12 protein-coding genes are annotated in these 12,248 nt (G+C 65.1%); 7 read left to right on the plus strand and 5 right to left on the minus strand.

Going from position 1 to position 12,248, the window contains the following annotated elements:
* Positions 1 to 306: alpha/beta hydrolase (locus tag AO501_RS20025; RefSeq protein WP_156452696.1), on the plus strand; the 306-nt coding region annotated here is incomplete at its 5' end.
* 43 nt (positions 307 to 349) lie between these two features.
* Here the strand turns inward: AO501_RS20025 and AO501_RS20030 are convergent.
* Positions 350 to 1,999 carry an MFS transporter gene (locus AO501_RS20030; RefSeq protein ID WP_063892899.1) on the minus strand — a complete coding sequence of 550 codons (1,650 nt, stop codon included), beginning with the start codon at positions 1,997 to 1,999 and terminating at the stop codon, positions 350 to 352.
* A gap of 220 nt (positions 2,000 to 2,219) precedes the next feature.
* Here AO501_RS20030 and AO501_RS20035 point away from each other — a divergent pair, with 220 nt between their 5' ends.
* Complete coding sequence (locus AO501_RS20035; protein ID WP_055579399.1) at positions 2,220 to 2,594, plus strand: FKBP-type peptidyl-prolyl cis-trans isomerase; 375 nt, start codon at positions 2,220 to 2,222, stop codon at positions 2,592 to 2,594.
* A gap of 28 nt (positions 2,595 to 2,622) precedes the next feature.
* Here AO501_RS20035 and AO501_RS20040 read toward each other — a convergent pair whose 3' ends face one another.
* Both AO501_RS20040 and AO501_RS37350 read right to left on the minus strand, forming a co-directional pair.
* The gene (locus AO501_RS20040) at positions 2,623 to 3,414 is read right to left on the minus strand and encodes a methyltransferase (RefSeq protein ID WP_055579359.1); all 792 of its coding nucleotides are present in this window, start codon (positions 3,412 to 3,414) and stop codon (positions 2,623 to 2,625) included.
* Between the two features lie 118 nt (positions 3,415 to 3,532).
* The gene (locus tag AO501_RS37350) at positions 3,533 to 3,727 is read right to left on the minus strand and encodes a hypothetical protein (protein WP_156452697.1); all 195 of its coding nucleotides are present in this window, start codon (positions 3,725 to 3,727) and stop codon (positions 3,533 to 3,535) included.
* Between the two features lie 305 nt (positions 3,728 to 4,032).
* On the opposite strand from AO501_RS37350, the gene AO501_RS37355 reads away from it, so the two are divergent.
* From AO501_RS37355 to AO501_RS20050, 3 genes are all read left to right on the plus strand, one after another.
* Positions 4,033 to 4,191, plus strand: coding sequence for a hypothetical protein (locus AO501_RS37355; RefSeq protein WP_156452698.1), 159 nt, complete (start codon positions 4,033 to 4,035; stop codon positions 4,189 to 4,191).
* A gap of 93 nt (positions 4,192 to 4,284) precedes the next feature.
* Positions 4,285 to 5,121 (plus strand): DUF1206 domain-containing protein, encoded by an 837-nt coding sequence (locus AO501_RS20045; protein ID WP_082658741.1) that lies wholly within the window; start codon positions 4,285 to 4,287, stop codon positions 5,119 to 5,121.
* Positions 5,122 to 5,166: 45 nt separating this feature from the next.
* Complete coding sequence (locus AO501_RS20050) at positions 5,167 to 8,319, plus strand: cytochrome P450 (protein WP_055579361.1); 3,153 nt, start codon at positions 5,167 to 5,169, stop codon at positions 8,317 to 8,319.
* 9 nt (positions 8,320 to 8,328) lie between these two features.
* Here AO501_RS20050 and AO501_RS20055 read toward each other — a convergent pair whose 3' ends face one another.
* A complete protein-coding gene (locus AO501_RS20055) occupies positions 8,329 to 8,997 on the minus strand; it encodes a FadR/GntR family transcriptional regulator (protein WP_055579362.1) in 669 nt (222 codons plus the stop codon).
* A gap of 47 nt (positions 8,998 to 9,044) precedes the next feature.
* On the opposite strand from AO501_RS20055, the gene AO501_RS20060 reads away from it, so the two are divergent.
* Together AO501_RS20060 and AO501_RS20065 are read left to right on the plus strand one after the other, a co-directional pair.
* Entirely contained in the window at positions 9,045 to 10,274 is a 1,230-nt protein-coding gene (locus AO501_RS20060) for a CynX/NimT family MFS transporter (protein WP_082658742.1), read from the plus strand.
* Positions 10,275 to 10,307: 33 nt separating this feature from the next.
* On the plus strand, positions 10,308 to 11,111 hold the full coding sequence (locus AO501_RS20065) for a crotonase/enoyl-CoA hydratase family protein (protein WP_055579363.1): 804 nt from the start codon (positions 10,308 to 10,310) through the stop codon (positions 11,109 to 11,111).
* Positions 11,112 to 11,134: 23 nt separating this feature from the next.
* Here AO501_RS20065 and AO501_RS20070 read toward each other — a convergent pair whose 3' ends face one another.
* The gene (locus AO501_RS20070; RefSeq protein ID WP_055579364.1) at positions 11,135 to 12,022 is read right to left on the minus strand and encodes a universal stress protein; all 888 of its coding nucleotides are present in this window, start codon (positions 12,020 to 12,022) and stop codon (positions 11,135 to 11,137) included.
* Positions 12,023 to 12,248 lie beyond the last annotated feature (226 nt).

Here is a 12,248-nt window from a genome sequence, read left to right on the forward strand (position 1 = left end):
CTCCTGTCGCCGTGGCTGGACCTGACGCTTGGACGCGAGGTCGGCATGTGGTGGGGCGACAACCTTTCCGTTACCAACCCCATGGTTAGTCCGCTCTATGGATCGCTTGCCGGACTGCCGCCAACGTATGTCTATTCGGGTGGGCTGGATGTCCTCGTGATCTCCGCTAATGCCCTCCAGCAGGCGGCCATTAGCCAGGGTGCCCCGTTCAGCTTCCTCACTGCACCTTTCGAACACCACGACTGGGCTCTGGCGGATTGGCTGCGGTGGCCGCAGATCAACCGTGAACTCGGTATCGCGGCCTGATCGCTGGTCACCGCGTCGGCGCACTACCGACGAACCGTCAGCCCTACAAAGTCTTCTGGTCGACCGAGGCTCCGCCCGTCGGTGCTCTGTTTCCGCACGGCCGTTGTCGGCCTTGTGCCCAGCGGGCCCGGAGGGCGGATACGAACCGCAGTTGTCGGTCGTCGCGCCCGGGCGCCCACAGTCCGATCAGGACGGCACTGACGGCCACGAACACAGCAAGCACCAATAGCGAGCTATTCATGGCGTCGATGAAGGCGACCTTGCTGAACTCGGCCAGGCGGTCACCCGCGGGCCCTAGCCGCCGGGCAACTTCGAGGGCTTGCCCCACCGAAGTCGAGGCGGCGTCGCTGACCTGCTGGGGGAACCCGATCATCTTGGGAGCCAGCATCTTCGGATAGTTGGCGGCCAGCATAGACCCGGCCAGCGCGATGCCGAGCGCGGCGCCGATTTCCCGCGTGGCGTCGTTGACCGCCGACGCGACCCCCTGCTTGTCGTCCGGAACAGTTGTCATGATGACCGACGTCGTCGGTGCGGTGCACAGGCCGATGCCGGTGCTCAGCACCAGCATGGGCCATGCGGCCCTCCAGTAGGTCGAGCCCAGCTCTACTCCGAGCAGGCAGACCAACCCGAACGCGATCAGCATCAGTCCAGAGAAAACCACCGCGCGCAGCCCGAACCGGGGTAGGTACCAGAAGGACAGCAGTGACAGCACGAGCAGCGGTCCCATGATGGGAGTCAGTGCAAATGCGGTCTTGATGGGGCTGTAACCGAAGATCAGCTGCATGTACTGCATCAGCAGGAACATGTAGCCGAACATCGAAATGAAGAACACCGTGATGGTGGCAGCCCCGGTGGCGAACGCCGGAACCGCGAACAACCGCACGTCCAGTAGCGGATAACTCTGCCGCACCTCGACAAAGCCGAAAGCGATGCCCATGGCCAAACCGGCGCCGATGCTGCCGAGGACCAACGGGTGCGTCCATCCGCGCGCCGGCGCTTCGAGGATGCCGAAGACGAGTGCCGCCACCGCGCCGCCGATGACGAAGGCACCCCGCCAATCCAGGGGCCGGGCCTCGGATTGCTTCGAGCTCGCGATCGTCAAAGTGAGGACGAACAAGGTCAACCCGCCGCCCGTGAAGGCCCAGAAAATGGAATGCCACGACCAGAAATGCAGCAGGGCCCCGGACCCGAGCATCCCGACGACTGCGCCGGCCCCGGCAACCCCGGCCCAGATGCCGACTGCCTTGTTGCGCTGATCTTTTGGATGGGCCGCTGTGATCAACGACAGGGTGGCCGGCATGACCAGCGCCGCGCCCACTCCGGCAGTCGCCCGGGCGAGGATGACGATCGTGGGGTCAGACCAGACCGCCGGCACTACCGACGCAAAGCCGAACACGGCGAGCCCCACCAACATGGCGCCGCGGCGTCCGTAACGGTCGCCGAGTGCTCCCGCCGGTAATAACAGGCAGGCCAGCACGAGGGTGTAGCTGTCCACGATCCAGGTGAGCTGAGTCTGGGTAGCCGACAGAGCGGTCGCCATGTCCGGAATGGCGGTGTTCAGCGCGACCATCGAGGACATCACCAACAACACACCGAGGGACGCCACGGTGAGTAGCCAGCTCCGTGCGCGCACCGACAAATCGGCGAGCGCAAAATCGTCTACTTGACTTGGCCGCGCCTGCGTATCGACCACGCCCCACCCCCTCGGCGGATACGATCGAAATTTGAGACTCCCCGTCTATGAACGAGACTAACAGTCTCGTTCGGCGGTGACCACCGCGAGCTTTCGCGGATCACAATCAAGTCCTCAGTTCGACGAACGCGGCGAGACCGGTGATCCTGCTGAGGTTTACACCTGTCCTGAAACGACCCTTCGGCAGAACCACCGGCGACCATCTGTAAGGGTGGTGAGCATGACTGCACAGAAGCCCGAGATCGATTTCCCCGGCGGAGAGCCGCCTACCGACCTGGTCATCACCGATGTCGTCGAGGGCACCGGCGCGGAGGCCACCTCCGGCAACACGGTCGTCGTGCACTACGTCGGCGTCGCGCACTCCACCGGCGAAGAGTTCGACGCTTCCTACAACCGCGGCGAGCCGTTGACGTTCCGGCTCGGCGTCGGCCAGGTCATCCAGGGTTGGGACCAGGGCGTGCAGGGCATGAAGGTCGGCGGCCGCCGGCAGCTGCTCATCCCAGCACACCTCGCGTACGGCGACCGTGGCGCCGGTGGTGTCATCAAGCCCGGCGAATCGCTGATCTTCGTGGTGGACCTGCTCGAGGTCCGGTAGCGACGCACCGGTCCCAGCCTCGACCTGATCAGATCAGCCCGGGTATCAACGCTTTTCGCTCGGGCGGGTAGTCGGGAAACTTCTCCTGGTACCACTTGTGGGTGGCGAACGCCCGCGGGATCAGATTGCCCGCCGTGATCAGAAATATGATCACCCCGGCGAGCGACCAGGTCAGCAGGGAGAATCCGGCCCACGCGATCAGCTCGCCCAGATATGCCGGGCTGGTGACGAACCGGAACCCCCCGCCGTACGGGATCTTGTACTCGGTTGCGCCCGGGTTCGCCTTGTCGCGCAGGTTACGCACGATCGACTCCGACCGGACCAGCAGGACGAATCCGCCGAGGTACACAACCAGCCCGATGAGAAACCGCGGATCGGACAACCAGCCGACGCCGTACTGGTGCTTGTAGTCGTGGCTGAAGAACGCGCCGTTGAGGTAGCCGTGCATCGTGGTGATCACCATTCCGAAGGCGAGCACGACGATGTTGAAGCTGCCGCGTTTGCCCGGCACCTGTCTGATCGACAACGGGAAGAACCAGCCGCGGTTGCCGTAGTGCATGAGCCAGATGGCCGCGAGTACGAGCGGCGTCGTGTCGAATCGGTGTGGCCCGGTGAGATAGAAGACCGCGAACACCACGGTGGCGGGTATCTCCATCAGCCACCAGCCGAGCTTCGGATTGAGATTCACCCCGCGTGCCGTTGCGCCGAATCGGCCATAAGGACTCTGCTGGAACAATCCGCCGATGATCACCAACGCCGCGATGACCAGACCTATCGTCACCACGGTGTCGTAAGTGGTGTTGCCGGTGTACCAGTTCATCAAGCTCCCTTCGAGAGCCGACATCGTCGAGCATGTCGAGCAAGCGCCTGCCGCAGTAGAACAACTTCTATCAGTACGCGATCAGCAGGGCCTGCGAGGGACTGTCAGCGTCCGCGGCCTACGAGCAGAAGTCGCATGAATCCTCTTTGACGGGAGGCGGATTGGGTCCGTCCCATACATCACTCGGCAGCCGACCCTGGTAGGGGACGTTGCCGGCCGAGTTCCGCACCCAGTACCAGGTGTGGCAGACATTCATGTCCCATCCGTAGGCCACTCCCGGGCCGGACGACATGTCGTAGCGGGAGTACACCATCGAGTCACCTGGACACCAGGTGTGCGGTGGTAGGGGTCCCGCCTGCGCCGGAGCTGCCAGCCCTAATCCACAGCCGGTCAACACAGCGGATGCGAGTGCCGCGATTCGTCGGGCCATGTTCCGGTCTCTCTCGTGGTCGGTCACCACAGCGTGCGCCTGACGCCTTGCGGAACTCTTGCGCGGGCGCGGCGGCGCTATGTTGGTCGTAACGTCGCACGACACCCGAAGGAGCCATCGGTGGCTGTGGAGTTCCGTTGAACGGAGACCGACCCAACTGGGGCTGGGGGGACAAAGAGCCCGTGCCGATGTTCACCGAGGCCGAGATCCGATCGGCCTGCAAGGACTTCGGGCTGCAGGACATCGACACGGACAGCGTCATTGAACAACTCAATGAGAACCGTCAGACCGAGCGAGCCGCCGGGCGAGATCCAGGTGAAGGTGGACCGTCCGAGCTTCGCCGCTGAACAGACATGAATTAACGCCTGCACGTATCGCCAGGGCCCGCGCTGGGTAATTGCTTATTACACAGCGGTCCACTAGGCGAAGGCGAGTACGCGATGAGCAGAGCTACGGTCAGTGCACAAAGCCATGCGGGAGACGTCAGATCCAAAGTGGCGCGGGTAGGCCTGATCGGCAAGGGATCGCTGTACGTGCTCCTGGGTTTCCTGGCGATCAAGGTCGCAATGGGTGACAGCTCCGCGGCCGGTGCCAGTAAGACCGGGGCGATCCAGACGGTCGCGCAGGCACCGTTCGGCAAGTTCCTGCTGATCGCCTTGACAGTGGCTTTGATCGCACTGGTGGTATGGAAATTCAGCCAGGCCGTCTCCGGTGACCCGATCGAAGGGTCCGACGGCAGCGATCGGGCCAAGTACGCGGGCAAGGGCATTCTCTACAGCGGCGCGGCGCTGGCGTCGCTGTCTATTCTCATCGCGAACTGGGGCGGTGATGCCGGCGCGGTCCCCGGTGGCGGTGGTGGTGGCGAGGGCCAGCAGCATGCCGCCGGAGTGGTCATGAGTCTGCCCGGCGGACGGTGGATCGTGCTGATCGTCGGCCTCGGCGCAATCGGCTTCGGTGGTTACGAGATCTATAAGCACACCATCAACTGCGGCTTCATGAAGCGCACCGGAACGCTGAGCCGGGACAAGCGGAAGGTCATCGAAACGCTGGGCCGCGCGGGCTACTTGGGAAGCGGCCTGGTGGCCATCGGTGTCGGCTTCTTCTTCGTCGTCGCAGGCCTGACTTTCGACCCGGAGAACGCCAAGGGATTGTCCGGGCTATTGGCCGAACTCGCCGGCCAGAGCTGGGGACAGGTGGTTCTCTGGCTGATCGCCGTCGGCCTGTTTGCTTACGGTCTGTTCTCGTTCGCCGAGGCGCGCTACCGCCCCGCCACTTAGCGCGGATTGCAGACAAGCCTCCGCGCCGAAACCTATGCTGCGCGGATGAACGAGTTTCGCGCGTCGGCACCGCCGGACCTACCGGGCGTCCCCTCGGTCGAAGGACCCCTGCCCGGGCCCGATCAGTTGGTCGGGCGCCCCCGCGCGTTGCCGGTGGACTTACTCGGTGAATTGCACGGTCCGCTGTTCTACTCGGACTTCAACGGCGGCATCAGGAAGCTCTACGCGTGCTCGCTGGAGCTGGTCACCGAGCTTTGCGATGAGAGCCGCTTTGCCAAGAACCTCACCGCAACCCTCGCCCGCGTCAGACCGTTGGCCGGCGACGGCCTGTTCACGGCCTACCACGGCGAACCGAACTGGCAGCGAGCCCACGACGTCCTGCTACCGGGTTTCAGTTACGCGGGCTTGCGGCGGTATCACGAGGCGATGCTCGACATCAACTGCAAACTGATTGACCGCTGGGACGCCAGTGTCGGGGTTGGGCCGGTGGATGTTTCGAACGACTTGCAGAAGCTGGCCATGGACACCGTGGCGCTCGCCGGATTCGGTTCGCGATTCGATTCTTTCGAATGTCCAGGGCTGGCGCCGATTCCACAGAGCTTCACGACGGCCATCGGGGAGCTGGGATCGGGAGCGACCACGCCAGTCTTCAACAAAGAACTGGCCACTTTGCACACATTCATGGACGGACTCATAGCGGAGCACCAATCCGGTGCCAGTGCATCCGAGGACCTGTTGGCGCTGATGCTGCAACAGGATTCGAGCGGCAAACCGGTGCTGGACACCGAGAACATCCGCAATCAGATCATGACCTTCCTGATCGCCGGCCAGCTCACCACGTCGGAGTTGATGCCCAACACGCTGTACAACATCATCAACGATCCGGCCGTGCTGCACCGCGTCCAAGCCGAAGTGGACACCGTCTTCGGAACGGACGACGACTACCTCCCCGGTTACGACGACATCGGCAAGCTGACGTATCTGCGCCAGGCCATCGAGGAAACCCTGCGGCTGTCCCCGCCGGTGCTGCAGTTCGACCGAATGGCATTGGAAGACACCGTGATCGGCGGCAAGTATCCGATCAAGCGCGGTGAGGCGGTCACGGTGCTCACCGGCGCATTGCACCGCCAGCCGGGTTGGGGTGACAACGTCGAGCTCTTCGATCCGGACCGCTTCGCTCCCGAACGCTCGGCATCGCGGCCGACTGCGTTGTTCAAACCATTCGGAACCGGGGCACGATCCTGCATCGGCCGGCAGTTCGCGCTGCACGAGGCGGCCATGGCACTGGCCCGGCTCATCCATCGCTACCGCCTCATCGACGCCTATCACTATGTGCCGCAGTGGGAGACGCCGAACAGCCGCCGACCGGTCGGGTTCCGGCTCGATGTCCGCCGGCGCACCCCGCAGGACCGCAAAGCCGATGTACCGGGCCGCGAAGCCGCTACCGCACAGAGCGCGGCGCAGCGCCCGACGGCGATCACGGCCGGCACCAGGCTGGCCGTCCTGCACGGCTCCAACCTCGGCACGTGCCGCGCTCTGGCCCGTCAATTCGCGGACGATGCAACGTCTTTGGGCTGCGTAGCGACGGTGGCGCCGCTCGACGACGCGGTCGGCGGTTTCCCCGATGCCGAGGCCATCCTGATCATCGCCTCCTCCTACAACGGACAACCAACCGACGATGCGCGCGCCTTTCTCACCTGGCTGCTCGACGCCGACACCACGTTGAATCCGGCACCCAACGTCGCGGTTCTCGGTGTGGGTGACCACAACTGGGCCGACACCTATCAGGTGGTCCCGCAACGCATCGACGAGCGCCTCGGCGAACTGCAAGCCAATCGATTGGTTCCGCGGGCGGCGGCCGACACCTCGGGGGACATCGTCGGCACGATCGAGGAGTTCGCCGCCGCGCTGTGGTCGTCCCTGACCGAGCGTTTCGGTGACCCCGACGCCGCGCCGCTGACTGATGCTGCCGAACCGCTCTACGAGTTGCGCCGAATCGTCGGCCCCGTGACGGCGGCGATGGACGCACGGTCGTCGGTGATCCCGATGACCGTCGTCGAAAGAACCGAACTGGTCAGCCCCGGGTTGGGACAAGCCAAAACCAATATCCGCGTGGAACTTCCGGACGGCGTCGACTACCAGACGGGCGACCACCTCACGGTGATGGCCGACAACCCGCCCGAGGTTGTCGACAGGGTGCTGACCCAACTCGACCTTGACCCCGGACTGCGGCTGGCGATCAACCCCCGGCGCAGCTCCAGACGGCTCATCGCGCTGGACCGAGAGGTCAGCGTCCGAGAACTGCTCACGCACTTCGTCGAATTGCAGAAACCGGTGACCAGCAGTCAACTACGCAAGCTTGCGGCAGCCAACACCAGTCCTGCCGAAAGTCAGCGGCTCACCGAACTCGCCGACGATCCAGAAGGCTGCCCGCTCAGCGTGATGGAATGCCTCGACGAATTCCCCGCCTGCGCTCTCACCGGTGCCGAACTCCTCGAACTGCTCGACCCCATGGTTCCCAGGCATTATTCGATCGCGTCGTCGTCACTGTTGTCACCACGCACAGTGGGACTGATCGTCAGCGTCCTGGACGCACCGGCCCGCTCCGGGCACGGCCTGTTCAAAGGTGTCGCGTCCAACTACCTCGCGACCGTCCAGCCCGGACAGCTGATCCGGGCGCGCGTGGACCCGGCCCGGCAGGCGTTCCGGGCCGGTGCCGATCCGGCCAGGAACGTGATTCTGGTCAGCGCCGGTACCGGCGTCGCGCCTTTCTGCGGTTTCCTCGGTGATCGGCTGGCCGCAAAGAACGCCGGAACGCCGGTGGAGCCCGCGTTGTGCTTCTTCGGCGTACGTGACCCGGAGGTCGATTACATCTTCCGAGACCAGTTCGAGCAGGCCGAGGGACTCGGCATCGTCCAGATGCGGCCGGCGTTTTCCCGGGCACCGCAGGACGGGGTTCGCTACGTGCAGGACCGCATCGCCGCGGACGCCGACGACGTCTGGAACCTCTTGGGTGACCCGGGCAAGGACGCCCACGTCTACGTGTGCGGCGACGGCGCGCGGATGGCGCCGGCGGTGCGCGGGTCCTTCCTCGACATCTATCGGGCACGGACGGGTGCTGATGAGGGTCAGGCCCGCGACTGGTTGAACAGTCTCATCGAAACGGACCACTACGTCGAGGACGTGTGGGCAGGGTGACTGGCATCCTCAGGACGGCAGTTCCTCGATGAGCTCCGCGAGGAAGCCGCCGGCCTCCCGTCCGGCTTCTTCGACGTCCCGCGCGGCGATCGCATCGATCAAGCCGCCGTGCCGGATCTCGCGGGGTTCGTGAGTCAAGCTGGTGGCTGCGACGCTGGCTGTGACGACTTCGGTGAGCCCGCGGTACAGCTCCGTCAGGACGGTGTTCCCGGATGCCTGCACCACGGCGAAGTGCAAGGCTGCGTCGGCTGCCGCGAAGGCGGCGCGATCTTCTCCGCATTCCAGTTCATCTCGGCGCCGAAGCAATTGCCTCAGCGCGGCGACGTCTTCGTCGGTGCGCGCAACGGCCGCCAGTCGTGCTGCCTCGACCTCCAGGCAGCGGCGCACCTGCAGTACCTCGCGTAGCTCGGAACCGCACAGGCGGCGCAGCGCCCCGGAGACTTCGCTGGTGGCGCGCACGTAGGTGCCGTCCCCCTGTCGGACCTCGAGGATCCCGCCGTGCGCCAGGGCGCGCACCGCCTCCCGCACCGTGTTGCGGCCTACACCCAGCGCCTGAGTGAGGCTCGGTTCATTGGGTATACGGGATCCGACGGGCCATTCTCCGGAAGCAACGGACTGCCGCAGTTGATCGATGACCTGCTCGACCAGGCCTGTTCGGCGAGTTGTTGCCAAGGGCACAGCGTCCTCAATTCATCCAATCATGGGATGTATGACAGACTAGCTGAGTGAGTGCGGAAGTGGCAGGAATATGCGCCGAAGCGGACGGGCGCGTAGCCACGGCCGAAGAGATCCATCCAGCCGCCCGGCTGGCGGGCGGTGGGCTCCTGATCGCCGCGGTGGTCCTGACGGCGCTGAATCTGCGGCCCGCGCTCACCAGCGTGGGGCCACTCCTGGGCGCGATGCGCGAGTCGCTCGGCGCCTCGGCCACCTGGGCGGGTGTGCTCACCACGTTGCCCGGATTGTGTTTTGCCGCAGCGGGACTCGCTGCGCCGCGGCTGGCCCGCCGAGTCGGCCTGCAGCATGCGATCAGCGCCGCGTTGGCGATACTGGTGGTCGGCCTGTTGCTGCGCGTACTGGGCGGTCCCTTCGTGGTCATCGGGGGGACGGTGGTGGCCGCCGCCGGCATCGCGTTGGTCAATGTGTTGATTCCGGTGGTGATCAAGGGCTCGTTCCCGGCTCAGATCGGGGTGATGACGGGCATCTACACCGCTGCCCTGCAGGGTGGCGGCGCGATGGGATCGGCGCTGACACCGCTGATGGAGTCCGCGTTCGGAAGTTGGCGTGGTGCGCTCGGCGGCTGGGCCGTCCTTGCGCTGCTGGCTCTCATCGCCTGGCTTTTCGGCGCCCGGGGAGTGAGTACCGTCGAGCTGCCGGCCCGCCCCACCGGCGGATCGCTGCTACGAAATCGCTTGGCATGGACGGTAACCCTGTTCTTCGGCTTCCAGTCCACACTCGCGTACATCATCTTGGGCTGGCTGCCCGAAGTGTTCATCGACAGCGGTGTGCCGAAGGCGACCGCGGGGATGCTTGCCGGCCTCGTGTCGCTGATCGCCGTGCCGATCAGCATTTTCCTCGCGCCGATGGCCGCCCGATCCGCCAGTCAGAGCGGCTGGATCGTGGCGCTGGGCGTCATCGGACTCGTCGGCGTCATCGGCCTGCTGGTTGATCCGGCAGCGGCGCCGCTGTTATGGAGTGTGCTCGTCGGCCTAGGTCTGAGCGTATTTTCGTTGGCGCTCACCGTAATTGCGCTACGCGCGCGCACCACGGAGGATACTGCTCAGTTGTCGGGGATGGCGCAGGGCTTCGGGTACCTGCTTGCCGGCATCGGCCCCTTCCTGTTCGGGGTGCTTCATGATGTCACCAGTGGGTGGACCGTGCCGTGGATCTTCGTCCTCGTGATCTACGTTCTGCAGATGACGATGGGCGCTCTGGCGGGCCGCAACCGCTACGTCTGATACCGACGGCAGGCGCGCGATAGATTGCTACTCGTGAGCGAAGACAGAGTCCGCGTGCGGATCGACGACAACGGTGTGGCAACGGCAACGATGGTGCGCGCCGACAAGCACAATGCGCTCGACCAGGCGATGTTCGAAGCCCTGGTGGATGCCGCCGCGCAACTCAAGGGCGACACCGCGGTCCGCGCGGTCGTTCTGCACGGTGAGGGCAAGAGCTTCTGCTCAGGTCTGGACGTGGCAAGTTTCATGGGCGGCGAGCGCGGCACGGGCGTGCTGTTGACCCGGGACGGAGATCGGCCGGCTAACCTCGCCCAGCGGGTGAGCTACGACTGGTCTCTGGTACCCGCGCCAGTCATCGCCGCAATACACGGCAACTGCTTCGGCGGCGGTCTGCAGATCGCGCTCGGCGCAGACATCCGGATCGCCGCGCCGGACGCCAAGCTCAGCGTCATGGAGATCAAGTGGGGACTTGTTCCCGACATGGGCATCACCCAGGCACTGCCGAGACTTCTTCCGATCGACGTCGCGAAAGAATTGACGTTCACCGGCCGCATCGTTTCCGGCAGCGAGGGCTCCGAGCTCGGCCTGGTCACCCGGACGGACGCGGACCCGTTGGCGGCAGCTCTGGCACTCGCGAATGAGATCGCATCAAAGTCTCCGCATGCGATCCGTGCCGCGAAGCGCTTGTATGACGAAACCTGGGTCAGCAATGACGCCAGGGCTGCTCTCGCGCTCGAATCAGAGCTGCAAACCGGACTGATCGGCTCGCCGAACCAGATCGCTGCCGTGGTGGCTGGAATGTCCGGGGAGCGGCCCGTTTTCGCCGACCCCGCTTAACGTCAACCAGCCCACATCAGCCGTCAGGGCTGACGCGCGACGATCACGGGGACTTTAGCCTTGTTGACCGCCGCCGCCCCGACCGATCCCAGCAACGTGCCGCGGAGCCTGCTGCAGCCGTGGCTGCCGACCACGAGCAGTTGCGCCCGTTTGGACGCCTCGATCAGGCACCGTGCCGGGTCGCCGATTTCGATGGTGCGGGTGATCGGTACATCTGGATAGCGTTCGTGCCACCCCGCCAGCCGTTCGGCAAGGCTCTCCTCTTCTTCGGACAGCTGAGCGTCCCATTTGGAGTCTTGGAAGGATGGCCGGGAGCTGGAAACCCAGGGTTCGGTCCAGGCGTGCAAAGCCGTGAGGCCGACACCACGTTGAGCGGCTTCCGCTAAAGCAATAGCCGTCGCCGCTTCCGAGGCCGGCGAGCCGTCGATGCCCACCAGCACCGGTGCCCGCGCGACATTGCCGATGTCGGTTTGGTCGTCATGGACCACGGCGACCGGGCAATGCGCGTGGTAAACCAACGCCGAACTCACCGACCCGAGGCCGCCCCGGGCCGACACGCCGCCATGTCCCCGGTAACCGGCCACAACCATCTCCACCTGAGCCGACAGTTCGACAAGCGTCGGGGTCGGGGCCGAATTGAACACCTTGGTGAGGATCTGCAACGGCCCGTGCCCATCGGCGCTCGCCTCGGCGACCCGGACCGCCGCGTCGATGACATCGTGGGTCCGATCGCCCTGCCGCTGCCTACCGCCGGCCGCGAGCCACTCCGGTACGGGAGCGTCGGAGAGATGGACCAGAGTCAGCGGCGCATTCCGCAGTGCTGCGTCACGGGCCGCCCAACGGACGGCGCCCAGTGCCGCTGCCGAGCCGTCAACGCATACCAGGATCGCGCCTCGTGGTGGCTGCCACATGTCTGCAGCATCACCGAGGTGAGGCCGCGACCATCAGGGCCGAAGAGACGCAAGCAGAGGGACCAAAGACACCGATCGAAGTCCCGGCCGTTACCGATTTTCTCCGCGTTCCACTAACGATTCGGCGACGCCAACGATAGATTTCGTAAAGGCGGGTGACTCGTCCGAGTCGGTTTGATGAGCGCGGCAGGCGGATCGATCTTGACGCAGCCTGAAAAAAGATTGG

Source organism: Mycobacterium gordonae (assembly GCF_001417955.2).
GTDB classification, from domain to species: Bacteria; Actinomycetota; Actinomycetes; order Mycobacteriales; family Mycobacteriaceae; genus Mycobacterium; species Mycobacterium gordonae_B.

Coding starts and splice junctions, on each gene's coding strand:
- AO501_RS20035 (WP_055579399.1), top strand. CDS start 2,220: ATGACTGCACAGAAGCCCGAGATCGATTTCCCCGGCGGAGAGCCGCCT.
- AO501_RS20040 (WP_055579359.1), bottom strand. CDS start 3,414: ATGAACTGGTACACCGGCAACACCACTTACGACACCGTGGTGACGATA.
- AO501_RS37350 (WP_156452697.1), bottom strand. CDS start 3,727: ATGGTGTACTCCCGCTACGACATGTCGTCCGGCCCGGGAGTGGCCTAC.
- AO501_RS37355 (WP_156452698.1), top strand. CDS start 4,033: ATGTTCACCGAGGCCGAGATCCGATCGGCCTGCAAGGACTTCGGGCTG.
- AO501_RS20045 (WP_082658741.1), top strand. CDS start 4,285: ATGAGCAGAGCTACGGTCAGTGCACAAAGCCATGCGGGAGACGTCAGA.
- AO501_RS20050 (WP_055579361.1), top strand. CDS start 5,167: ATGAACGAGTTTCGCGCGTCGGCACCGCCGGACCTACCGGGCGTCCCC.
- AO501_RS20070 (WP_055579364.1), bottom strand. CDS start 12,022: ATGTGGCAGCCACCACGAGGCGCGATCCTGGTATGCGTTGACGGCTCG.